This window comes from Sphingomonas trueperi (assembly GCF_011927635.1).
In the GTDB taxonomy this organism is placed as follows: domain Bacteria; phylum Pseudomonadota; class Alphaproteobacteria; order Sphingomonadales; family Sphingomonadaceae; genus Sphingomonas; species Sphingomonas trueperi.
Window position 1 is genome coordinate 233,478 of the sequence record NZ_JAATJB010000004.1, and the last position, 23,007, is coordinate 256,484.

Annotated in this window: 24 protein-coding genes; 16 read left to right on the top strand and 8 right to left on the bottom strand. The window is 67.0% G+C overall.

Annotated features, from left to right (window positions below; genetic code table 11):
- Positions 1-437: 437 nt before the first annotated feature.
- Positions 438-2,807 carry a TonB-dependent receptor gene (locus tag GGR89_RS08885; protein WP_125977121.1) on the bottom strand — a complete coding sequence of 790 codons (2,370 nt, stop codon included), beginning with the start codon at positions 2,805-2,807 and terminating at the stop codon, positions 438-440.
- Between the two features lie 225 nt (positions 2,808-3,032).
- Here GGR89_RS08885 and GGR89_RS08890 point away from each other — a divergent pair, with 225 nt between their 5' ends.
- Both GGR89_RS08890 and GGR89_RS08895 read left to right on the top strand, forming a co-directional pair.
- Positions 3,033-3,503, top strand: a complete 471-nt coding sequence (locus GGR89_RS08890) for an Hsp20 family protein (RefSeq protein WP_125977122.1) — start codon at positions 3,033-3,035, stop codon at positions 3,501-3,503.
- A gap of 453 nt (positions 3,504-3,956) precedes the next feature.
- A complete protein-coding gene (locus tag GGR89_RS08895) occupies positions 3,957-4,844 on the top strand; it encodes an NmrA family NAD(P)-binding protein (protein ID WP_125977123.1) in 888 nt (295 codons plus the stop codon).
- Between the two features lie 187 nt (positions 4,845-5,031).
- On the opposite strand, the gene GGR89_RS08900 is transcribed toward GGR89_RS08895, so the two are convergent.
- The 3 genes from GGR89_RS08900 to secG all read right to left on the bottom strand — a co-directional run bounded on the left by GGR89_RS08900 (position 5,032) and on the right by secG (position 7,791).
- The gene (locus GGR89_RS08900; RefSeq protein WP_125977124.1) at positions 5,032-5,691 is read right to left on the bottom strand and encodes a peptidylprolyl isomerase; all 660 of its coding nucleotides are present in this window, start codon (positions 5,689-5,691) and stop codon (positions 5,032-5,034) included.
- Between the two features lie 4 nt (positions 5,692-5,695).
- A complete protein-coding gene (locus GGR89_RS08905; protein WP_125977125.1) occupies positions 5,696-7,327 on the bottom strand; it encodes a CTP synthase in 1,632 nt (543 codons plus the stop codon).
- Between the two features lie 107 nt (positions 7,328-7,434).
- Complete coding sequence (gene secG, locus GGR89_RS08910) at positions 7,435-7,791, bottom strand: preprotein translocase subunit SecG (protein WP_125977126.1); 357 nt, start codon at positions 7,789-7,791, stop codon at positions 7,435-7,437.
- Between the two features lie 239 nt (positions 7,792-8,030).
- On the opposite strand from secG, the gene GGR89_RS08915 reads away from it, so the two are divergent.
- The 13 genes from GGR89_RS08915 to GGR89_RS08975 all read left to right on the top strand — a co-directional run bounded on the left by GGR89_RS08915 (position 8,031) and on the right by GGR89_RS08975 (position 17,578).
- Positions 8,031-8,384, top strand: a complete 354-nt coding sequence (locus GGR89_RS08915) for a MarR family transcriptional regulator (RefSeq protein WP_084253223.1) — start codon at positions 8,031-8,033, stop codon at positions 8,382-8,384.
- A gap of 43 nt (positions 8,385-8,427) precedes the next feature.
- A complete protein-coding gene (locus tag GGR89_RS08920; RefSeq protein ID WP_241213262.1) occupies positions 8,428-8,694 on the top strand; it encodes an SH3 domain-containing protein in 267 nt (88 codons plus the stop codon).
- A complete protein-coding gene (argC, locus tag GGR89_RS08925) occupies positions 8,691-9,629 on the top strand; it encodes an N-acetyl-gamma-glutamyl-phosphate reductase (protein WP_125977127.1) in 939 nt (312 codons plus the stop codon). The genes GGR89_RS08920 and argC overlap by 4 nt, the downstream gene beginning before the upstream one ends.
- A gap of 167 nt (positions 9,630-9,796) precedes the next feature.
- Positions 9,797-11,257, top strand: coding sequence for a glucose-6-phosphate dehydrogenase (gene zwf / locus GGR89_RS08930; protein ID WP_125977128.1), 1,461 nt, complete (start codon positions 9,797-9,799; stop codon positions 11,255-11,257).
- 218 nt (positions 11,258-11,475) lie between these two features.
- Positions 11,476-12,183: a 6-phosphogluconolactonase gene (gene pgl, locus GGR89_RS08935; RefSeq protein ID WP_125977129.1), complete on the top strand. Its 708-nt coding sequence runs from the start codon at positions 11,476-11,478 to the stop codon at positions 12,181-12,183.
- Complete coding sequence (gene edd / locus GGR89_RS08940) at positions 12,184-14,007, top strand: phosphogluconate dehydratase (protein ID WP_125977130.1); 1,824 nt, start codon at positions 12,184-12,186, stop codon at positions 14,005-14,007.
- 127 nt (positions 14,008-14,134) lie between these two features.
- Complete coding sequence (glk, locus tag GGR89_RS08945; protein WP_125977131.1) at positions 14,135-15,103, top strand: glucokinase; 969 nt, start codon at positions 14,135-14,137, stop codon at positions 15,101-15,103.
- 29 nt (positions 15,104-15,132) lie between these two features.
- Complete coding sequence (eda, locus tag GGR89_RS08950) at positions 15,133-15,717, top strand: bifunctional 4-hydroxy-2-oxoglutarate aldolase/2-dehydro-3-deoxy-phosphogluconate aldolase (protein ID WP_125977152.1); 585 nt, start codon at positions 15,133-15,135, stop codon at positions 15,715-15,717.
- A 119-nt stretch (positions 15,718-15,836) separates the two neighbouring features.
- Positions 15,837-16,043, top strand: coding sequence for a ParD-like family protein (locus GGR89_RS08955; RefSeq protein WP_125977132.1), 207 nt, complete (start codon positions 15,837-15,839; stop codon positions 16,041-16,043).
- A 1-nt stretch (position 16,044) separates the two neighbouring features.
- Positions 16,045-16,812, top strand: coding sequence for a type I methionyl aminopeptidase (gene map / locus GGR89_RS08960; RefSeq protein ID WP_125977133.1), 768 nt, complete (start codon positions 16,045-16,047; stop codon positions 16,810-16,812).
- Positions 16,813-16,931: 119 nt separating this feature from the next.
- Positions 16,932-17,093 (top strand): hypothetical protein, encoded by a 162-nt coding sequence (locus GGR89_RS08965; protein ID WP_167712875.1) that lies wholly within the window; start codon positions 16,932-16,934, stop codon positions 17,091-17,093.
- The gene (locus GGR89_RS08970) at positions 17,093-17,389 is read left to right on the top strand and encodes an antitoxin Xre/MbcA/ParS toxin-binding domain-containing protein (RefSeq protein ID WP_125977134.1); all 297 of its coding nucleotides are present in this window, start codon (positions 17,093-17,095) and stop codon (positions 17,387-17,389) included. The genes GGR89_RS08965 and GGR89_RS08970 overlap by 1 nt, the downstream gene beginning before the upstream one ends.
- A gap of 9 nt (positions 17,390-17,398) precedes the next feature.
- Positions 17,399-17,578, top strand: a complete 180-nt coding sequence (locus tag GGR89_RS08975; protein WP_010543827.1) for a hypothetical protein — start codon at positions 17,399-17,401, stop codon at positions 17,576-17,578.
- Between the two features lie 18 nt (positions 17,579-17,596).
- Here GGR89_RS08975 and GGR89_RS08980 read toward each other — a convergent pair whose 3' ends face one another.
- Together GGR89_RS08980 and GGR89_RS08985 are read right to left on the bottom strand one after the other, a co-directional pair.
- The gene (locus GGR89_RS08980; RefSeq protein ID WP_125977135.1) at positions 17,597-18,280 is read right to left on the bottom strand and encodes a PEPxxWA-CTERM sorting domain-containing protein; all 684 of its coding nucleotides are present in this window, start codon (positions 18,278-18,280) and stop codon (positions 17,597-17,599) included.
- A gap of 135 nt (positions 18,281-18,415) precedes the next feature.
- On the bottom strand, positions 18,416-18,886 hold the full coding sequence (locus GGR89_RS08985; protein WP_125977136.1) for a YaiI/YqxD family protein: 471 nt from the start codon (positions 18,884-18,886) through the stop codon (positions 18,416-18,418).
- 115 nt (positions 18,887-19,001) lie between these two features.
- Between GGR89_RS08985 and GGR89_RS08990 the strand changes: the two genes are divergently transcribed.
- On the top strand, positions 19,002-19,448 hold the full coding sequence (locus GGR89_RS08990) for a hypothetical protein (RefSeq protein WP_125977137.1): 447 nt from the start codon (positions 19,002-19,004) through the stop codon (positions 19,446-19,448).
- A 36-nt stretch (positions 19,449-19,484) separates the two neighbouring features.
- Here the strand turns inward: GGR89_RS08990 and GGR89_RS08995 are convergent, their stop codons facing one another.
- Both GGR89_RS08995 and GGR89_RS09000 read right to left on the bottom strand, forming a co-directional pair.
- Positions 19,485-21,062 carry an alginate export family protein gene (locus GGR89_RS08995; RefSeq protein WP_241218040.1) on the bottom strand — a complete coding sequence of 526 codons (1,578 nt, stop codon included), beginning with the start codon at positions 21,060-21,062 and terminating at the stop codon, positions 19,485-19,487.
- 153 nt (positions 21,063-21,215) lie between these two features.
- Positions 21,216-22,997, bottom strand: coding sequence for a methyl-accepting chemotaxis protein (locus GGR89_RS09000; RefSeq protein WP_241218041.1), 1,782 nt, complete (start codon positions 22,995-22,997; stop codon positions 21,216-21,218).
- Between the last annotated feature and the right edge of the window lie 10 nt (positions 22,998-23,007).

Consider the following 23,007-nt stretch of genomic DNA (forward strand, 5'->3'; position numbering starts at 1 on the left):
CGTCGAAGCGCAGGCGCAAAAAGGCCACGGTTCGGGGATGGTTTCCAGCTCCACAGGCGAGCAATCGCAAGTGTTTGTAGCGGGAACCTACTAAGGGGGCTGACGAGCAGTCGTCACGCAGGCGCCCGGGTCGGCAACGGCTCGGGCGTTTGCTTTTCCGGGGCCTCTGCCGGCTGTTTCATCTCGGCACGATCTTCGCGCGGACTTGTTGCGCGCCAGCCCTGGTGGCGGCTTTCGCGACCATCCCCCATCGCCGTCATCCCCGCGAAAGCGGAGCTCCATTGATGGAGTCGGTGCGGCAGGTACCGAAACGTCCTGGCAAATGGATCCCCGCCTTCGCGGGGATGACGTCAGTAGCAATTATCGGGCGGAGCAGGTCGCCCCGCCCCGCCCGCCAACCTCCCCCGGCCATGGCGGGAGGCCAGTGCGTGTCACGATCAGAAGGAACCGCTGATCGTGAAACCCCAGGTACGCGGGTCGCCCGGCTGGCCGACGACCAGCCCGGTATTGCCCGACTGCACCGAGAGCAGCTCGAAATAGCGCTTGTCGAACGCGTTCCGCACCCAGGCGAAGGCGTTCACCTTGCCCTTGCGATAGCCGAGCCGGAAGTTGGACAGCGCGAAACCGTCGATCCAGGTATAGGCCGACGGCGACGGGTTGGACGAGAAGCGCGAGCGCCAGCTGCCGTCATAGCCGAGATAGACCTGCCCTTCCTGCACCGGCGCATTCACCTCGCCGCCAAAGCCGAGCGCCCATTCCGAGATGCCCGGCAGCATCTGGCCCGAAATGTCGCAATTGGCCGGACTCACCCCGCCCGGCGTCCCCGGCGCGCTCGGCGTCGTGCCCGTGGTGCCGCCGGACAGCTCGGGCGGGCACGGCGCGTCGCGGAAGCGGACGTACTTGGCATCGGTATAGGCGCCGTTGACGTAGAGCTTGAAGCGATCGGTCGGCTGGAAGTTCGAATCGACCTCGACGCCGCGCACCCGCACCTTGTCGGCATTGGCGAGATAGCCGCGGATCACGCCCAACTGGCCGTTGGTGACGGTCGCCTGGTAATCCTTCACCTCGGTCCAGAAGCCGGCTAGGTTCAGGGTCGCGCGGCGATCGAGGAACTGCGTCTTTAGGCCCAGCTCGAAATGGTTGACCTTCTCGGGCTTGACCGAGGCAGCACCCAGGATCGGGTTGTTGTTCGCATCGAGCGGCAGGCCGGACAGGTTGATCCCGCCCGACTTGAAGCTGCGCGCATAGGTCGCATAGCCATGCACGTCGCGGGCGAAGTCGTAGGAGAGCGTCGCGTCGCCCGAGACGTTCCAGTCGCTGAACCGCGCCGAATAATTCTGCGGGGCCAGTACGCCGCGCTGATCGGCGGTGAGGGTCGTGCTGCCCGCGCCGTTGATAACGACCGCGCGGTACGAGCCGGTCTTCTTATCGTAGTTCAGCCGCAGGCCGGGCTGGAACCGCAGCTTGGGCAGGACTTCCCAGTTCAGCTTGCCGAACACCGCAAAGCTGGTGTTGTCGAACCCGATCGTGTTCTTCGAGGTGAGGTCGTTGAGCGTAGCCGGAGTGTTAGCGGCCGCGCTGGTCGGGTTGAGCAGCCAGCGGCTCGCCGCCGGGCCCTGGACCTGCGAGCCCTGAGTGTCGATCGTCTGGTGGAAGACGAACACGCCCGCAGTGTACTCGAGCCGGTTCCTGCCGTTGGAGGCGATCCGCAGTTCCTGCGTCACCTGCTTCTGCTGCGACGGGTTCTGCGAGACGGTGGTGATCGGCAGCCCGACGAAATCGCGGTCGTTCGCCGGCTGCCAGTCCCAATAGCGCCAGGCGCTGACCGAGGTGATCGTCGCCGGCCCGAGGTCCCAGTTCGCGACCAGCGAGGCACCGCCGATCTCCTGGCGCGAATTGATGTCGGCATCGAGATCCGTGCGGCGGTCGAACGGATCGGTGCTTGGCGGCGTGTAGCCGAACGCCGCCGCCAGCGCGGCATATTGCCGGTCGAGCGGCCGCTGGGTGGCGCCGATGCGGACATAATATTGCACGCAGCACAAGGGGTTCTGCAGGTTGAAGTCGCCCGAGAGCGCCAGGTCGAGATTGGGCGCCGCGCGCCACAGCAGCTGGCCGCGCACGCCGTAATTGTCCAGCCGGTGAAGGTTGCTGTCCGACCTGGTGTCGTAGATCGTGCCCTTTCGTTTGCTCACCGAGGTCGACAGCCGCACCGCCAGCTTGTCGTCGGCGATCGGCGCCGAGGCCGAGCCCTTGATCTGCAGGAAGTCGTAATTGCCCGTGCTCGCCTCGAAGCGCACCTCGGGGGTGAAGCTCGGCTTCCGCGTGGTGATGTTGATCGCGCCCGCAGTGGTGTTCTTGCCGTACAGCGTGCCCTGCGGCCCGCGCAGCACCTCGACCCGCTCGACATCGACGAAGTCGAAGGTGGAGGCGCCGACCCGGCCGATATAGACGCCGTCGACATAGAAGCCGACGCCCTGCTCGATGCCGTCATTGGTAAGGCCGAACGGCGCCCCGAGCCCGCGAATGTTGATCGCGGTGTTGCGCGGGTTGCTCGAATAGAATTGCAGCGCCGGCTGCGACTGCTGGATACGGGACACGTTGAACGCCCCCGCCTCCGCCAGCGTCGCGCCGCTCAGCACCGAGAGCGCGACCGGCACTTCCTGGATCCGCTCCTCGCGGCGCCGGGCGGTCACGACGATGTCGCCGTCTTGGCGTTGCGGCGCCTGGGCGACGGGGGCCGGCACATCGGGTTCGTGCGCCGCAGGCGTCGAAGCGGATAGCAGCAGCGGAATCAGCGGCAGGCTCATCATGTTCCCCTAGAGCGTCGCCTCAATTTCCACTGATTTGATAGGATTTATCGAGAAAGGAGATGTTTAGGCCCGGCTAGCGGGAATTGGGCCACCTCTTGAATTAGCAGACCGCAACACCAGATCAGCGTGGCGAGGCGCCGAACGGGCTTCGCACCGATGTCGCGGCAGTCGGCCGGGCATCGAGATGATCGACGTTCAAATTGCTCACAGGAGAATCTGAAGATGCGTCAGCTCGACTTTACTCCCTTCCGTCGCTCGGCGATCGGGTTCGACCGGCTGTTCGACATGCTCGAAGCCAGCGCCCGCCAGGCGAATTCGGAAAACTATCCCCCCTTCAACCTCGAGCGTCTTGCCGAAGACCGCTATCGCATCACCATCGCGGTGGCCGGCTTCAAGGCGGACGAGATCGACATCACCGCGCAGCAGAACCTGCTGCTGGTCGCCGGCAAGAAGGCCGGGGAGAATGAGAACAACCAGGGCAATTATCTGCACCTGGGCATCGCCAACCGCAGCTTCGAGCGCCGCTTCGAACTCGCCGATTTCGTGCGAGTGGAGAATGCGAACCTGGCCGACGGCTTGCTGACGATCGAGCTGCTGCGCGAAGTGCCCGAGGCGATGAAGCCCAAGAAGATCCAGGTGGGTACCGGCAGCGCGCCGGCCGCGATCGACCATCGCACGGCCAACGCAGCGTAACGGCACCTGGCAAGTTCGCGGCGCTCCCCTCCCTTAGGCGCCGCGACGGGGCGCCCGGGCTTCGACCCGGGCGCCTTTTCTTTTGGGGGCGGGGCGACGCAAGGGGGTGCGACCGCCCGCTTACTACCGCCACCAGCTCGGTCGCTTCCTGCCCGACCGCCTCTAGAGCATTTTCAAGTTGACCGTGTACGGTCAACGACTCGGAAAATGCGGCAAACAAACATCCAGAGCGTCTTCACCCATGGTGAAAACGCTCTGGGCCGAGCGCACCGGACCGCTGCAGGAACCCGCCTTGTAGCCTGGTCCGATCGCATGCGTTCGTCCAAGGGCGCATGCGAGGTGCTGGCATGCTTACGGGAAGAAGAGAAGGTGGCCCTGGAGCCCTATAGGTTTGCCGATCAAAAGTGATAAGCCAACACCGCTGGGTTCCAGCAGGAACGGAGACGACCGACGATGATCGTGGTAGCAGGGGCATCCGGGGACCTTGGCGGACGCATTGTTCAGGAACTCTATGCGCTCGACGCGCCCGTTATTGCGCTTGCGCGGCCCGGTACATCGGCGGCTAGCCTGCACGATAAAGGATTTGTCGTACGGGAATGCGATTTCAGCAATGTCGACTCCATCGCGCGCGCACTTTCCGGCGCGCAATGCGTGGTCTCCGCGCTGAGCGGGCTGGACCCGGTCATCGTCGGAGCACAAGGGCGCCTGCTCGATGCTGCGGTCCAAGCCGGGGCGGCGAGGTTCATACCGTCCGACTTCGCCATCGACTTTCGCCGCGTACCGCCCAAGTCCAACCGGAATCTCGCGCTTCGCCGCATGTTTCTTGAGAAGGCACAATCGGCCCCGATCCGTTTGACGTCGATCCTCAACGGTGCGTTCATGGACATGCTGACCGGGACGATTCCGATCATTCAGCACCGTATCAAGAGGGTGCTGTACTGGGGCAGCGCCGATCAGCCGATGGACTTCACGACCATCGCCGACACGGCTCGCTATACGGCCAGGGCTGCAATCGATCCGGAAGCGCCGCGCTGGCTCAAGATTGCAGGCGCGCAGGTCAGCGCCCGGGACATCGCCGCAGCGGTCAGCCGCGTGCGGGGAAGCACATATCGCGTCCTTCCCGCCGGGACGCTCGGTTCGCTCGGGCTGATCATCCAGATTGCAAGACGGATCGCACCGGGCGGGCCGGACGATCTCTATCCCGCGTGGCAAGGCATGCAGTACATGCGAAACCTGTTCGCCGGGGAAGGAGCGTTCGAGCCTCCGCTCGACAATGATCGTTACCGCGACATGACATGGACCTCACTCGATGAGGTGCTGCGCGCTGCCCGAGCAGCCTGAATACCGCAACCGCTGAGCGTCGGCGCGTGGCAAGCGCTGCCGTCCGGCGAAACAATCGGAAATGATTGCCGAGTCCCGAACTTCGACACCGGACGACTGGTGCGAGGGAGCTTCCCCTGAGCGCGCCAGAGGCCTGGTCCTGGCGAGAATTGGCGCTGTCCGGATTGCGCGCTTGGCTCCCGCCGCCTCACCCCGCCGGCTTCAACCCCAGCAGCCACGGCTTCACCCGCCCCGTCGGCCTGGCGACCCCGTCCAGCCGTTCGGCGCGGACGATCGTCACCGGCTTGAGGATCATCTGGCCCTTCATCACGTCGCGCCCGCCGCCGCTGGGCAGCGCGAGGATGCGCTGGACCACGTCCATCCCGCCCACAACGTGGCCGAACGCCGCGAAGCCGAGGTTCGCACCGCGCGCGTCGAGCCCCGGATTGTCGCCGACCATGATCGAGAAATTGCCATTGGCCGAATTGGGATTTGGCCCGTGCGCCATCGAGATGGAGCCGTTCAGGTGCTTGAGCCCGGTCTTGCTGGTCGGCTCGAGCGGCAGCGGGTCGAGCATCCGACGCGCATCGGTGCCGACGCCGCCCTGGATGAAGCCCTTGGTGGGCTCGGTCTTGCGCCGCGCGGTGCGGTAGAAGGTCGTGCCCTCCAGCCGCCCGTCATCCACATAGGCGAGGAAGTTGGCGACGGTCTTGGGTGCGCGCTTGGCATCCAGCGCCAGCGTGATCGCGCCCATGCTCGTCACCAGCCGCACGCGAACCTCGCCGGGCACAGGCCGCGGCTGCTGCGGCGCCGGCGCTGCGGACACCGCCAGCAGCGCCAGTCCGGCGACGAAGACCCGTCGCAGCACGCCCTTAGACGAGCCGCGAGTGCTTGACGGCGGCTTCGATGAAGCCCGCGAACAGCGGGTGCGGATCGAACGGCTTGGACTTGAGCTCGGGGTGGAACTGCACGCCGACGAACCAGGGATGGTCCGGCCGCTCGACGATCTCGGGCAGCGTGCCGTCGGGCGACATGCCCGAGAAGACCAGTCCGCCTTCTTCGAGCACCGGCTTGTAGGCGGTGTTCACCTCGTAGCGGTGGCGGTGGCGCTCGCTGATCGAATCGGTGCCGTAGATCGACGCGACCACGCTGTTGCCGCCAAGCTTGGCCGGATAGGCGCCGAGGCGCATCGTGCCGCCCAGGTCGCCGCCTTCCTCGCGCTTCTGCAGGCCGTCGGCGGTCATCCATTCGGTGATCATGCCGACCACCGGCTCTTGCGTAGGGCCGAACTCGGTGGTCGAGGCGTCGGCGATGCCCTGGGCGCGGACGCCCTCGATGCACGCCATCTGCATGCCGAGACAGATGCCGAAGAACGGCACATTGCGTTCACGCGCGAAGCGAACGCCGGCAATCTTGCCCTCGCTGCCGCGCTCGCCGAACCCGCCGGGGACGAGGATGCCGTGCATCGGCTCGAGCATCGCGGCGACTTCGGCCTCTTCCTGCTCGAACAATTCGGCGTCGAGCCAGCGGATGTTGACCTTCACGCGGTTGGCGATGCCGCCATGGACCAGCGCCTCGGTGAGCGACTTATAGGCGTCGGGCACGCCCATATATTTGCCGACCACACCGATGGTGACTTCGCCCTCGGGGTTCTGCAGCCGCTCGACGATGCCGCTCCAGCGGCTGAGGTCGGGCGCCGGGCCCGGCTCGATGCCGAAGGCCTTGAGCACTTCGCCGTCCAGGCCTTCGCCATGATATTGCAGCGGCACCGCATAGATGCTCTTGGCGTCGAGCGCCGGGATCACCGCCGAGGTCGGCACGTTGCAGAACTGCGCGATCTTGGCGCGCTCGCCGGCCGGCAGCGGACGCTCCGAGCGGCACACCAGCACGTCCGGCTGGACGCCGAGCGCGGCGAGCTCGCGCACGCTGTGCTGGGTCGGCTTGGTCTTGAGCTCGCCGGCGGCGGCAATGTATGGCACCAGCGTCACGTGGATGCTGACCGTCTGGCCGCGGCCGAGATCGTTGCGGAGCTGGCGAATCGCCTCGATGAACGGCAGCGATTCGATGTCGCCCACCGTGCCGCCGATCTCGCACAGCACGAAATCGAGATCCTCGGTCTCGGCCTGGGCGAACGCCTTGATCGCGTCGGTGACGTGCGGGACCACCTGCACGGTGGCGCCCAGATAGTCGCCGCGCCGTTCGCGCTCGATGATCGTCTTGTAGATCCGGCCCGAGGTGACGTTGTCGGCCTGGCGCGCGGTCACGCCGGTGAAGCGCTCGTAATGGCCGAGGTCGAGGTCGGTCTCGGCGCCATCGTCGGTGACGTACACCTCACCATGCTGGTGCGGCGACATCGTGCCGGGATCAACGTTGAGATAGGGATCGAACTTGCGGATGCGGACTCGATAGCCACGGGCCTGGAGCAGCGCCGCGAGGCTCGCTGCCATGAGACCCTTGCCGAGCGAGGAGACCACGCCGCCGGTGATGAAGATGTACCGCGCCATGGGAGAAAACGCCTAACGTCAAAGGGCGCAGACCGGCAAGCGTTAGAATCCGCCGGTCGCGCAAATTTTACGGTGAATCCGCCGCAAGTGCGGCGAACTACGGATGCTTACTGGCTGAACGGAACCGCGCTGTTGCCGGTCGGTGCCGTATCGTTGCCGGTCGGCGCCGGAGCGCTCGGGACCGTGAGCGGGGCGACCGCGGCGGGCGCCTTCTGCAGGCCGGCGTCGATCTTGGTCGAGTGCCGGGTGGCCGCCAGGAAGGCGAGCACGATGCTCATCAGGATGAACGCGGTCGCCAGGATCGCGGTCATGCGCGTCAGGAAATCGGCCGCGCCGCGTGCCGACATGAGACCGGCCGGGCTGCCGCCCGAGGTGAGACCGCCACCCTCCGACTTCTGAACGAGGATCACCCCCACCAGCAGGGCGGCGATGATGAACTGAACGACGAGGAGGAAGGTGAACATGAAATCCGGTGCCCGTTAGCGAAGGGCGCGACATAGGCGAGCCGCCCGGCGCAATCAACCGCCTGTTCCGCCCCCGGCTCCGGTGCCTGTGCGCAACCCCATGGCAGACCGGCATTTTCATCGCGATTTTTGCACAACATTTCGCCCGCGCACTGAAACCTAGTTGTAAAATGCGCGTTTGTTTCTTCGGTTCGATGCCGTGCCGGGCCTGAAACGAACGAGTGGTGCTTGTGAACGCTATGTCCGAACAGACCCTGTGGGGGTGGAAGAATACGCTGATCGATTATGTGCGCTCGGGCGAGCCCGATCTCACCAATCGGCAGATGGCGCTGCTGATGCTTGTATATCTGGACCCCGGCCCCCATACGGTGCGCGGTCTGGCGCGGGCGCTCAACGTCTCGAAGCCGGTGGTCACGCGTGCCTTGAATCGACTGGGCACGCTCGGCTATCTGCGCCGCCAGCGCGACGACACCGACAAGCGCAACATCTTCGTAGCGCGTACCGCGGAAGGGGCAGAGTTTCTTGCAGAGTTCGGGCATTTCCTCGCTGGCAACACCATCAGCGAGCCAGTCCCAGAGCGCGCCGACGCGTAAGCGTCTGGCGCTGGACGGCCGTTCGGCCGCGATCGATCCCCGGGTGGACGCCGTCCGCCCCGACATCGCCGATATCCGCCTCGCCGGCCGCGTTTTCGCGCCGCATTATGCATCGCCGATGCCGCGCGTGGTCCATTTCGAGACGCCGCTGCGCGCGACCGCCAAGGGCGACGAGCCGGCGCTGACCATGCTCCAGAAGGGCGATGTGTTCGAGGTTCTCGAAATCGCCGGCAGCCACGCCTGGGGCGTCGCCCCCGGTCCGGCCTTGGTCGGCTATATCGACGCATCGGCCTTGGGGGAGACCGAATGATCGCGCATGTATTCATCGACGGTGCCGCCGGCACCACCGGCCTGGAGATTCGCGAGCGCCTCGCCGGCCGTGCCGAGATCGAGGTGATGGTCCTGGACGACCAGGACCGCAAGGATCCGAAGAAGCGCGCGCAGGCACTCAACGCCGCCGATTTCGTCATCCTCTGCCTGCCCGACGACGCGGCGCGCGAAGCGGTGGCGATGATCGAGAACGAGCGGACGCGGGTGATCGACGCCTCCACCGCCTATCGCACCGCCGCTGACTGGACCTATGGCTTCGCCGAGCTCGAGCCCGGCCAGGCCGCGGCGATCGCCGAGGCGGCGCGGGTGAGCAACCCCGGCTGCTACCCCACCGGATTTCTTGCGCTGGTCCGCCCGCTGATCCGCGCCGGGCTGATCCCGCACGACTTCCCGCTGAGCGTCAACGCCGTCTCGGGCTATTCGGGCGGCGGCCGTGCGATGATCGCCGAGTTCGAGGGCGACGGCCCGGAGGCGACCGCCACCGCCTTCCGGCCCTATGGCCTGTCGCTTGCCCACAAGCATGTGCCCGAGATGCAGAAGCATGCGCGGATCGAGCATCCGCCGATCTTCCTGCCCTCGGTGGCGCGCACCTATCGCGGCATGATCGTCGAGGTGCCGCTGCCGCTGTTCGCCTTCACCCGCAAGCCCTCGGTCGAGGCGCTGGAGAACGTCCTGCGCGACGCCTATCGCGATTCGCCGGTGGTGCAGGTGCTGCCCGCCGATGTGCCGACGGTGTCGATCGAGGAAAATGCCGGCACCGATCGCCTGTCGGTCCGCGTGTTCGGCAATGACGAGACTCGCCAGGCGCGGCTGATCGCCACGCTCGACAATCTCGGCAAGGGCGCTGCGGGTGCCGCGGTGCAGAACCTCAACATCATGGCCGGGCTCGATCCGACCGCCGGGCTGGTGCTCTAACTACCCCGCTCCTGCCTTCTTGTCCCCCTCCTGCCTGCGAGAGGGGACAAGAAGGCAGGAGCGGAATAAAACTCCAAAATTTGCCGCCTTCGCATACCTATTCCTCCCCTCCGGCTTGATCTTTCGGCCGCATTGGTGTCTCGCGGGGCGAACCAATCGAGAGGGAAATGATGCAGCAGCCCGTCGGCAAATTGCTTCTGTTCGGTGCCACCGGTGATCTGGCGCAGCGCATGCTGCTCCCCTCGCTCTACGCGCTGCACGCCGATGGCCTGTTACCCGATGGCCTCACCATCACCGGCACCGCGCGCTCCGAGCATGACGACGAGGGCTATCGCGCCTTCGCCGCCAAGGCGCTCGACCAGTTCCTGCCCGCCGATCGGAAGGACGACAGCGCTGTCGCCGGCTTCCTCCAGCGCGTGCATTACCAGACCCTCGATGCCTCGCAGACCGAAGGCTATGCGGCGCTGAAGGAGAAGCTGGGCGACATTTCCGGCGGGCTCGCCATCTTCCTGTCGACCGCCCCCTGGCTGTTCGGCCCGACGATAAAGGGCCTCGAATCGGCAGGCCTCGCCGGCGACAATGTGCGCATCAGCCTGGAGAAGCCGCTCGGCCGCGACCTCGCCTCCAGCTGCGAGATCAACGACATCGTCGCCAAGGCCTTCCCCGAGGATCGCACCTTCCGCATCGACCATTATCTCGGCAAGGAGACGGTGCAGAACATCCTCGCACTGCGCTTCGGCAACTCGCTGTTCGAGCCGGTGTGGAACGCGCGCGGGATCGACAGCGTGCAGATCACCGTCTCGGAGACGGTGGGCCTCGAAGGCCGCGCGGGCTTCTACGACGATACCGGTGCGCTGCGCGACATGGTGCAGAACCATATGCTCCAGCTGCTCGCGCTGATCGCGATGGAGCCGCCGGCGCATTTCGACGGCACCTCGATCCGCGACGAGAAGGTGAAGGTACTGCGGTCGCTGCGCAAGATCCCGATCGCCGAAGCGCCCAACCTCACCGTGGTCGGCCAATATGGCGGCGGCGCGGTGAAGGGCCAGATCGTCCGCGACTATACCAGCGAACTCGGCAAGGACTCGCGCACCGAGACCTTCGTCGCGATCAAGGCGCATGTCGACAATTGGCGGTGGCAGGGCGTGCCCTTCTACCTGCGCACCGGCAAGCGCCTCGCCGAGCGGCGTTCGGAAATCGTCATCCGCTTCAAGCCGGTGCCCCACTCGATCTTCGCCGAACGCGGCGGCATGCTTCAGTCCAACGCACTGGTGATCCGCCTCCAGCCGGAGGAATATGTCCAGTTGCTGGTCATGGCCAAGCAGCCGGGGCTCGACCGCGACGGCTACCGCCTGCGCGAAGTGCCGCTCAACCTCAGCCTCGATACCGAATTCGCCGGCACCCGCCGCCGCATCGCCTATGAGCGGCTGCTGCTCGATCTGATCGAGGGCGATCCCACGCTGTTCGTCCGCCGCGACGAAGTGGAGGCGCAGTGGGAATGGATCGACGCGATCCGCGCCGGCTGGGACGCCAACGATCTCAAGCCCAAGCCCTATGCCTCCGGCAGCTGGGGCCCTTCGCTCGCGATCGCGCTCACCGAGCGCGACGGGGTGCATTGGCACGAATGAACGGGGCAAGCGCCTTATCTACAGACGTCATCCCGGCGAAAGCCGGGATCCATTGCCCTCACCGTCTCGGCTCCATCCCCGGCGTCGCTGTAAAATGGATCCCGGCTTTCGCCGGGATGACGGTTGAAGGGCGAGCGAAACCGCGAGCCAAACCCTATATCGGACCCGCGCGGCGCCTGCGCCGCTGACCAGGTCCCACCGAAACCCAAGGAGCTTACATGACGACCGAAATCGAATGGTGGGACTATGACGACTCCGCCGAGATGGGCGACGCGCTCGCCGGCGACGTGCAGTTCATCATCGAAAGCGCGATCGATGCGCGCGGCGCCGCGGTCATCGCGCTCGCCGGCGGCCGCACTCCTGGCCCGATCTATGCCAAGCTGAGCAAGGCCAAGCTCGACTGGAAGCGCGTGACGATCATCCCCACCGACGATCGCATCGTACCGATGGGCGACCCGATGTCGAACGTCACCGGCCTCGCCAAGGTGTTCCTGCCGCTCGGCGCCCGCGTTATCCCGGTCGTCAGCGAGAAGGCCGACGACTACAAGGCCGCCGGCCGCGCGGCGGACGCACGCCTGCAGGATTTTCACTGGCCGCTCGACCTTTGCCTGCTCGGCATGGGCGCCGATGGCCACACCGCCTCGATCTTCCCCGGCCCCGATCTCGCCGAAGCGCTGACCGGCCCCAAGGAGCGCCGCGCGTTGGGCGTGATGCCCGATCCGCTGCCGCCCGAAGCCCCGGTCCCCCGCGTCTCGCTGTCGCTCGCCGCGATCGTCTCGGCCCGCGCACTGATGATCGCGATCACCGGCCAGGAGAAGAAGGACGTGCTGGAGCGCGCGATTGCCGAAGGCGCCGGCTCGACCCTGCCGATCGGCCGCGTGCTCGCCGAAACCGAACTGCCCGTCGACATCCACTGGAGCCTGTAAATGGCCACGCTGAACGCCGAAATCGCAGCCGTCACCGATCGGGTGATCGAGCGGTCCAAGGCGGGCCGCACCGCCTATCTCGACCTGATCCGCCGCGAGCGCGATTCGGGCAATGATCGGCCCAAGCTGGGCTGCGCCAACCTCGCCCACGCCTATGCCGGCACCGAGGAACAGCGCGACGCGCTGAAGACCGGCAACCGCATGAACATCGGCATCGTCACCTCGTACAACGACATGCTGTCGGCCCATGCGCCCTATTATCGCTATCCCGAGCAGATGAAGGTCTGGGCGATGGAAGCCGGTGCCACCGCGCAGGTGGCGGGCGGCGTGCCTGCGATGTGCGACGGCGTGACCCAGGGCTATCAGGGCATGGAGCTCTCGCTGTTCAGCCGCGACACCATCGCGATGGCGACGGCGGTGTCGCTCAGCCACCGCGTGTTCGAAGGCGCTGCGCTGCTCGGCATCTGCGACAAGATCGTGCCGGGCCTGCTGATGGGCGCGCTCCGCTTCGGCCACCTGCCGATGGTGCTGATCCCCGGCGGCCCGATGCGTTCGGGCCTGCCCAACAAGGAAAAGGCCGCGGTGCGCGAGCGCTATGCCGAGGGCAAGGCGACGCGCGAGGAGCTGCTCGAGTCCGAGATCGCCGCCTATCACGGCAAGGGCACCTGCACCTTCTACGGCACCGCCAACTCGAACCAGATGATGATGGAGGCGATGGGCCTCCACGTTCCCGGCTCGGCCTTCGCCAATCCGGGCACCAAGCTGCGCCAGGAGCTGACCCGCCACGCCGTCCACCGCCTCGCCGAGATCGGCTGGAACGGCGACGACTATCGCCCGATCGGCCATGTCGTTGACGAGCGCGCGATCGTGAACGCGGCGATCGTGCTGCTTGCCACCGGCGGCTCGACCAACCACCTGATCCACGTCCCCGCCTTCGCGCGCGCGGCCGGCATCACCATCGACTGGGAGGATTTCGATCGCCTCTCGCGCGTGGTGCCGCTGATGACCCGCGTCTATCCGAACGGTTCGGCCGACGTGAACCAGTTCGAGGATGCCGGCGGCCCGTCCTTCGTCATCAAGGAACTGCTCCGCGCCGGGCTGATGCACGGCGACGCGCTGACCATCGCCAAGGACGGGATGGCCGCCTATGGCCGCAAGCCCGACATTGCGGGCGACGCGCTGGTCTGGACCGAGCATGGCGCGACGAGCAACGACGAGAATATCGTCCGCACGGTCGAGACCGCCTTCTCCCCCGAGGGCGGCTTCCGCATCCTCAAGGGCAATATCGGCCGCGCCTGCATCAAGGTCTCGGCGGTCGAGCGCGAGCGCTGGATCATCGAGGCCCCGGCCCGCGTCTTCTCGGACCAGCTGGACGTGCTGGAGGCGTTCAAGGCCGGCGAGCTGGAGCGCGACGTGATCGTCGTGGTCCGCTTCCAGGGTCCGCGCGCCAACGGCATGCCCGAGCTGCACAAGCTCACCCCCCAGCTGGGCGTGCTCCAGAATCGCGGCTTCAAGGTGGCGCTGGTCACCGACGGGCGCATGTCGGGCGCGAGCGGAAAGGTGCCGGCGGCGATCCACCTCTCGCCCGAGGCCCTGGGCGGCGGCCCGATCGGCAAGGTGCGCGACGGCGACATCCTCCGTCTCGATGCCGAGGCCGGCACGCTCGAAGCGCTGGTCCCGGCCGACGAGTGGGACGCGCGCGAGCATGCGGTCGCCCCGCCGCCGGCGGTCGGTACCGGCCGCGAGCTGTTCGCGATGATGCGCCACCACTGCGACGAAGCCGAGAAGGGCGCGTCGGCGATGCTGCACGAAGCCGGCCTGTAAGACTGTAACGCATGTAAATCATGCCCCGTACGACCGCGCGGACTTTACATCCGCGCGGCGGACGGGAAGAAGGACGGCCGCCCACTGGCAACGTTGACAGGGGCGCCAGAGAGAGGATCGAAATCGGATGGAAGTCGTCGCCGTCGACATCGGGGGGACCCACGCGCGCTTCGCAGTGGCGGAGGTGGCGGAAGGCCGCGTCGTCTCGCTCAGCGAGCCGATCACCCAGAAGGTGGCCGAACATCCCAGCCTGCAGCTCGCCTGGCGCGCCTTCGGCGAGAAGCTCGGCCGGCCGGTGCCAAAGGCCGCCGCGATCGCGGTCGCCTCGCCGATCAACGGCGATCTGATCAAGCTCACCAACAATCCCTGGATCATCCGCCCGCCGCTGATCCCGGATCGGCTGGGCGCCGATACCTGGACGATCGTCAACGATTTCGAGGCGATCGGCCATGCCGTCGCGCAGCTCGAGGACGAGGCGTTCCTCCATCTCTGCGGGCCCGATACGTCGCTGCCCGACAAGGGCTCGATCACCGTCTGCGGCCCGGGCACCGGCCTCGGCGTCGCGCAGGTGTTCCGCCACCGCGGCGGCTACGACATCATCGCGACCGAGGGCGGGCATAGCGACTTCGCCCCGCTCGACGCGATCGAGGACGCGCTGGTGAAGCGCCTGCGCCGCACCTATCAGCGCGTCTCGAAGGAACGCATCGTCGCCGGCCCGGCGATCGTCTCGATCTACGAGACGCTGGCCGATCTCGAAGGCGTGCCGGTCGCCCGTCTCGACGACAAGGCGATCTGGACGCTGGCGCTGGAGGGCAAGGACAGCCTGGCCGTGGCCGCGCTCGACCGCTTCTGCCTCAGCCTGGGTGCCGTCGCGGGCGACCTCGCGCTGGCGCATGGCCCGAAGGCCGTGGTGATCGCGGGCGGTCTGGGCTTGCGCCTGAAGGACCATCTGCTGCAATCGGGGTTCGGCGAGCGATTCGTCGCCAAGGGGCGCTTCCGCTCCCTGATGGCGACGATCCCCGTCAAGCTGATCACCCATCCCCAGCCGGGCCTGTACGGCGCAGCCGCCGCCTTCGCCCAGGAGCATGCACAGTGAGCGACACCCGCCTTTCGATCGAAGCCATCATGCGCACCGCGCCGGTCATCCCGGTGCTGGTGATCGACGACGCCGCCAAGGCGCGTCCGCTCGCCGAGGCGCTGGTGAAGGGCGGCCTGCGCGTGCTCGAAGTGACGATGCGCACCCCGGCGGCACTCGAAGCGATCCGCGAGATGAAGAAGGTGCCGGGCGCGATCGTCGGCGCCGGTACCGTGGTCAACACCCAGCAGTTCGAGCAGGTCATGAAGGAGGACGCCGAGTTCATCGTCTCGCCCGGCCTCACCGATCGCCTGGGCGACGCGATCGTGCGCAGCGGTGTGCCGTACCTGCCGGGCATCGCCAATGCCGGCGATCTGATGCGCGGCATGGATCTGGGCCTCAGCCACTTCAAGTTCTTCCCGGCCGAGACCTCGGGCGGGCTCAAGGCGCTCAAGGCGCTTGCAGCACCCTTCTACCAGGCGAAGTTCTGCCCCACCGGCGGCATCAGCCTGGCGAGCGCGCCGGAATGGCTGGCGTTCGATCCGGTGCTTTGCGTCGGCGGCAGCTGGATCGCCAGCGGCTCGCTGGAAGAGGTCGAAGCCAAGGCCCGCGAGGCGGCGGCGCTGCCGCGCTGACATTTCGCATCTAAGCCCCTCCTCCCCTGAAGGGGAGGGGCTTGCAGTCCTACCCCCCTTGCCCCTCCCCAATATACGAACCATATACGCTCCGTACGTTCACCTCTACCGGAGCACTCATGGGCATCGTGAAAATCGCCGACGACCTCCACGAGGAGGCCCGCCGCGCCAGCGCGGTGATGTGCCGCTCGATCAACGCCCAGGCCGAGTACTGGATGAAGATCGGCATGCTCGCCGAGGCGAATCCCACCCTGCCCTTCCACGAGATCGTCCGCCGCCAGCTCGCCGAGGCGCAGGTCGGCGCCGCCGCGCTCGAGGCCGCCTGAGATGGTCAAGACGCCCCAGGAGCTCGACCTGATGCGCGAGGCCGGCCGGCTGCTCGCCAAAGTGTTCGAGATGCTCGACCGCACGCCGCTCGCCGGCATGTCGACGCTCGAGATCGACACGCTGGTCGAACGCTACATCACCGACGAACTCCACGCCCGCCCCGCCAGCAAGGGGCAATATGGCTATGGCTTCGTGCTCAACTGCTCGATCAACCATGTCGTCTGCCACGGCGTGCCCGATGCCGGCACGATCGTGCAGGACGGCGACATCATCAACCTCGACATCACGCTGGAAAAACACGGCTTCATCGCCGACTCGAGCAAGACCTACATGGTCGGCACCGTTTCGCCCCAGGCGAAGCGGCTGGTCAAGGTGACGCAGGAGGCGCTGTGGAAGGGCATCGCCCAGGTCCGCCCGGGCGCGACGCTGGGCGACATCGGCGCCGCGATCGAGCGCCACGCCAAGCAGCACGGCTATGCCATCGTGCGCGACTATTGCGGCCACGGCATCGGCCGCGAGATGCACGAGGAACCCTCGGTCCTCCATTTCGGCCGTCCCGGCACCGGCATGAAGCTGCGCGAGGGCATGACCTTCACGATCGAGCCGATGCTCAACCAGGGCACCCGAAAGGTGACCACGCTCGACGACGGCTGGACGGTGGTAACCAACGACCGCAAGCTCTCCGCCCAGTTCGAGCATACCGTGGCAGTGACGGCCACGGGCGTGGAAGTGCTGACGCTGCGCGAGGGCGAACGCGCGCTGGCCTAATCGCCACGGTTGCGAAACGGCCCGGCGATCCCCACTTACATGCTATCGTCGGCTTCCCCTCCCGTAAGCGCCGGCGGCTGGGTCCATCATGTTCTCGCTTGCGCAGCTCGGATATGCCGATGGATCTCGCCTATCTCCTTTCCCGCCACCAGAACGCCCTGACCCGCGCCGGCACCGCCGCGTGCATATCCTCGCGTGCGGCGCATCGCGCGTTCGCCGCTGGCTATGCCGAGCGCATCGCCGCCTATCGACAGGCCCATGCCATGACGGTCGCCGCCTGATGGGCGCGATCACCAAGGTCGCGGTGGGCGCGACGTCGGACGAGCTCGATCGCAAGCGCTTCCGCGGCACCACCAAGACCAAGCTGGCGCCCGAGGTCATCGCGCGCCAGTCGCGGGTAGCGCTGCTCGCCTTCCAGGCGCTCCCCGATCGCGAGACCGCGCGGCTGTTCCTCAACAGCGAGGACGAGGCGCTCGGCGGCCGCCCGATCGACGTGGCGAGCGCGAGCGAGGCGGGCGCAGAACGCGTCGCCGCGATGTTGCGCGCCCGGATGGCACCGGCCGCCAAGATCGATTAAGCCCGCGCCATGGCCGAACGCTTCGAACGACACCGCCAGCCCTGGCGCCCCGACGAGCTGCAAAAGCTCCACACCCTCGCCAAGAAGGGCATGCCGCTGCGCGCCATCGCCAAGGCGCTCACCCGCAGCGAGGAATCGGTGAAGGAACGCGCCAAGCTCGACGGGCTGTCGATCGCCAAGCTGCACTGAGCCGGGCAGGTCGCCCGCTTAGGCGCAGGTGACCGAAGTCCGCCGCCGCCGGGCGCGGAGCGCGCCGCCCATCAGCCCGAAGCCGCCGAGCATCAGCGCCCATGCCGCCGGCTCGGGTACCGGGCTGGCGGTCAGGCGCGCGCCGACGGTGAAGGGGCCCACGCCGGCATAGGCGGCGTTGATCGCATCGACGCCGGCCTGGTTCAGCTCGATCGTATAGCCCGCGGCCCCGGCGCTCACGGTGATCTTGCCGAGTACCGCGCCCGAGCCGAGATCGTCGAAAATGCCCTCGGCACCATTATATTGCTGCAGCCCGACGATCGAGCTGGTCACGTCGTACAGCGTCAGCTCGAGCGGCCGCCCGGTCGCATTGCCATAGCCGTCGACGAGCGCGTTGCCGATGGTCAGCGATGCACTGGTCACCGGTCCCGTCGGGAAGAAGCTGAAGAAGGAGCGATACTCCGTCGTCGAGCCCCAGCTGGTCACGCTGCCGGTGAAGTAATTGGTCCAAGCGTTATAGTGCGTGCCGTTGCTGTCGAACCAGCCGGTCTGGAAGGCATTGATGCTGCCGGCCCCGTTCACCGTAAGCTTGACCGAGCCGCTGGGCGAATTGTTGAAGAGGTAGAAGTCCGCCGCGAGGGCAGGCGTGGTGCCAACGGCGGCAAGCAGCAACGCTGCGCTCGCCAGAACTCGACTTTGCATCGCAAGACCTCCCCGGAATGCATCCCCATGCATTGATAGTTAACGGTGGAGTATCCCAAACCATGGTGGAGTCAAGACAAGCGATTCCGTCGCTGTCCCGTAATTGATCAACAGCTTAGCCGGCTATATTCCAGATCATCCGGCAGCGGCGCGCTTCGCTCGCACCAGCGCCGCATCGAGCGCGGACAGGAAGCGCGAGCGGTCTTCCTTGCCGAAGGGCGGCGGCCCGCCGATGCGATCGCCGCCGGCGCGCAGATCGGCCATGATCGCGCGCACCGCCACCGCGCTGCCGATCGAACTGGTCGTGAAAGGCTTGCCGTTGGGCGCGAGCACCGCCGCCGCGCCGGCCTTGAGGCAGCGATCGGCGAGCAGGATATCCGCGGTGATCACCACCGAACCGGCATCGGCATGGTCGGCGATCCAGTCGTCGGCGGCGTCGAACCCGTCGCTCACCACCACGCGGGTGAGCAGCGGGTGCTGCGGAATGCGCAAATGGGCGTTGCTCACGATCGTCACCGGCACCTCCATCCGCCAGGCGACCTTGTAGATTTCCTCCTTCACCGGGCAGGCATCGGCATCGACGAGGATATGGGGCGTGATCGGCATGGCCCCCCCCTGCCACAGCCGCTCCCGAAACGCGACCTCCCCGCCGCTTGCAAAAAGAACAAATGAGAAACAAATCGCTTTCCTACAGATGCGATCCATGCCTATCCTCGGCTCCATGCAGCCCGAAGACGACGATCCCTTCGACTTCGCGCCGGTCGCCACCAGCCCGCGCGTCGATGGCTGGAGCGCCGAGCGGCAGCGCGCCTTCATCGCCGAGCTCGCCAGCCATGGCGGCGTCGCCGCGGCGGCGCGCGCGGTGGGGATGACGCCGCAGAGCGCGCGGCGGCTGCGCACCCGCCCCGATGCGGCCGGCTTCGTCCGCGCCTGGGATGCGGCGGTCGACCAGGGCCGGCTGATGGCGCTCGATCTGGCGATGGAGATCGCCCGCGAAGGGCGACTGGTGCCGATCACGCGGCGCGGCAAGATCATCGGGCATCGCCGCCGCTTCGACAGTCGGCTGCTGTTCGCCGCCTGCTATGGCGAGCCGATGCAGCGCTACGAACGCGAAGCGCGGGCGGCGCTGGAACCAGCCCCGCCCGCGTCGCGGCCGGGATCGCGCTGATGTCGATTTCCCGGAACTTTCGGAACTTTTGCGGCCTCAGAAACGCAAGCTGATCCAGCCGGCGAGGAAATGCGATCCCTTCGATCCCACTGCCTTGAGCACCGCGCCGGGCTCGAAATATTCGTAGCGGCCGATCACCGAGACGCGCGGGCTGACCTTCCAGGTCGCCTGCAGCCGCGCCGCGTCGCCGACATGCGCGCCCTTCACCAGCTGGGTGCCCGCATAGGCGGTGCCGGCGCCGCGATAAACGGCGTCGGTCGCGTCGACACGCAGGCTGTGCTGCAGCTCGGCGGTGAGGTCGAGCGACTTGCTCGGCGAAATGGTGACGTTCGGCGAGACCTGGAACAGATTGCTCAGGCCAAGCACCAGCTGGTAGCTATAGGCGATCGACCCGGCGGTGATCACCCGCGTGTTGCGGATCGTGCCGGTGCCATAGGCACCGCCGCCGCTGCCATAGTCGAAATGGATGCCGGGCTTGGGCTTCAGCCCCTTCTTGCTCAGGCTGTAGGTCTGCGCCGCCTGGAGGAACCAGGCATCGATCGGCCGGCCGGCAAGGTCGCCGCCCTGGTGGTTGACCAGCCAGTCGAAGGTCAGCTTGCCCATGCTGCCCCAAAGGCGGGCGCCGTAATAATGGCGGATTTCGACCCCGCTGGTCTTGCCCCACTTCAACATGTCGTTGCGCTCGCGCCAGAAGAAGGGATCGAAGAAGATCTTGCGCTTGGCCTGGTTGGCGAGGACGACGCCGAAGGTGACGCCCGAGAATCGCGTACCGTCGTCGATCCGGTCGTCGCCGCTGCCGCCCAGGCCGAGCGTGGTCTGCTTGAAATCGAACAGATCGGCGCGGAACTGCGCGAACGACACCCAGGCACGGCCGCCGTTGAGCTCCGTGTGCATCGAGTTGTCGTCCTTCACCGAGATCAGCCCCGGCGCACCGTCGGTGAACTCCTGCCGGCCATAGCGCACCCCGGCACTGACGCCCGGCAGCACGGTGCCGCTCAGCTCGACGAAATATTGCTGGGCGAACAGGTCGTTGCGCGATTTGCCCGCCGGCGTGCCGATATTGTACCCGGACAGCCCGCCATGAGCGAGCTCGCCATAGGCGCGCAGCGGGCCGACATGCACGTCCGCGCCGGCGAAGATGCGCAGCAGCTGCTCCTCGCGATGCGGCCCCTTGGAGAGCCCGGGCTGCGATACGAGCTGCTCGCGCAGCCGGATCTCACCCGACAGCGTGACATAGGCCAGGCCATCCCCGGCGATCGGCAGATATTTCAGCCGATCGAGCGGATCGTCGCGCTTCTTGGGATTGCGCATGCCGCGCCAGTCCTCGGCCCAGCGCGAGGTGTTGTAGCCGCCCAGCTTGATGCCGAACCCGTCGGCCTGCGACGGATAGGTGAAGGTGGCCGGGGAGGAAGGCGCGCGCGGCGTCACCGCCTCGGCGGGGGGCGTCGACTTCTGCGGCGGGATGCTCTGCTGCGGCCCGTCCTGGGGCACTTCGGCGATCACCAGCAGTGCGGCGGGTTCGATCGCCGCTTCGGTCTGGGCGAATGCGGGCGCGGCGCCGAGCGAGAGGCCGATCGTGGCGACCAGGGGCAGGAACAATTGGGAACGCGACATGGGAAAATCCGTGCTGGCACGGCGCCGCAATGCCTCGTCCCTGTCCCTGTGAACGGGGCAATGCTGCGCCTCGGGAGGGCGGCGGGCCGCCCCCGGATATCGGGTCTTGCGAAGGTGGCGGGCGGTGCCGTCGCGGCACTGCCCGCCGGGCAATCAGAAGCTCGCCCACTCCTCGGCACCGGCCATGGCCGGTGCCGCGCGGGGTGCCGCTGCCGGAGCCGGACGGGGCGCGGCGGATGCCGAGCGCGCCCGCGCACGTACCGGCGCTGCGTTGCCGATCTTGAACCGCGCCGCCTGCTGGGTGAGGCCGCTCACCTCGCCGGCCAGGTTGCGGGCGGCAGCGGAGGTCTGCTCCACCATCGCCGCGTTCTGCTGGGTCGAATGGTCCATCACACCGACCGCCGTGGCGATCTCGCTGATCGCCGAGGACTGGGCGCGATTGTCGATGGCGACCACCTCGATGAACTCGTGCACCTGGCTGACGCTGCTGGTGATGTTGGCGAGCGCCGCATCGACCTTCTTCACCGAGTCCACCGCGACGACGATGTCGGCCTGGGTAGTGGTGAGCTGTTCGCGGGCACGGCGGGCCTCTTCTTCCGCGCGCATCGCCAACGCCGAGACGAGGTCGGCGACGACGGCAAAGCCACGGCCCGCCTCGCCTGCCCGACCGGCCTCGACGGCGGCGTTCATCGCAAGGACGCGGGTCTGGAAGGCGATCTTGTCGACGCCCTCGATCACGGTGTCGATGCCGCGCGCGCTTTCGGACACCCGCTCCATTGCCGCCGTTGCATCGGTGGCGGTGGTACGGCCGGAGTCGACGATGCCGATCGCTTCCTGGGTGAAGCCCACCGTCTTGTCGGCCGCGTCGGCGCTCGACTTGAGGCGATCGTTCATCTGCTGGAGCGCGGCCGAGGTCTGCTCGAGGCTGGCGGCGTTGCTTTCGGTGCGGCGGGCGAGATCGTCCGACGCCGCCGAGATCTCGGTCGAGCCGGTCTCGATGCTGCGCGAGGCCTCGGACAGCACGCCGATCAGCTCGCGGAGATTCTCCAGCGCGGTGTTGAAGTTGTCGCGGAGGCTGCCGTACGCTGGCGGTACCTGGGTGGTGATCGCGCTCGTCAGGTCGCCCTCGGACATGGCGTGGAGCTTTTCCGAGAGCAGCTGGACGATCGTCTGCTGGTCGGCGTCCGCGGCGGCCTTGGCGGCCTCGGCATGGACCTTGGCCTCGGCATTCTGGCGGAACACCTCCAGCGCCCCTGCCATCGCGCCGATCTCGTCCTTGCGGCCCGAGCCCGGGATCGCCGCGGCCGTGTCGCCGCCGGCCAGGCTGCGCATCCGGGCGGTGATGGCGCCGAGCGGCAGCGTGATCGAGCGACTGACGAAGAGGACGGCGACGACCAGCACCAGCACGATCACCAGCGCTGCCATGGCGAGCTTGATCTCGGCATCCTGCACCGCTGCCTGGATTTCCTCGTCGAACACGCCGGTCGCGACCACCCAGCCCCAGGGCTTGAAGGCGCGGACGTACGAGATCTTGGACTTGATGCCCTTCCCGCCCGGCAGTTCATATTCGTACGATACGACGCCGGCGCCCTGCTCGGCAGCGACCTTCACCATCTCGCGGAAATGATGGGCGCCCGCGGCATCGGTGCTGTCATAGGCCGACTTGCCGACCTTCTCCGGCTTCACCGGGTGCATCACCATCATGTGATTGGTGTCGAGAATGAAGAAATAGTCGCTCGCGCCGAAGCGCATCGAACCGATCACCTTCTTGGCGGCGGCCTGGGCGTCCGCCTGCCGCATCCGGCCGGCGCGCTGCTCGGCTTCGTAATAGTCCAGCTGGCTATAGGCGATGTCCACCGCCTGCTTGGTTCGTTCTTGAAAACTCTTGGTGAGCGAGCTGTCGAGCTGGTTGATCGACAGAAGAATGACCAGCACCAGGCCGACC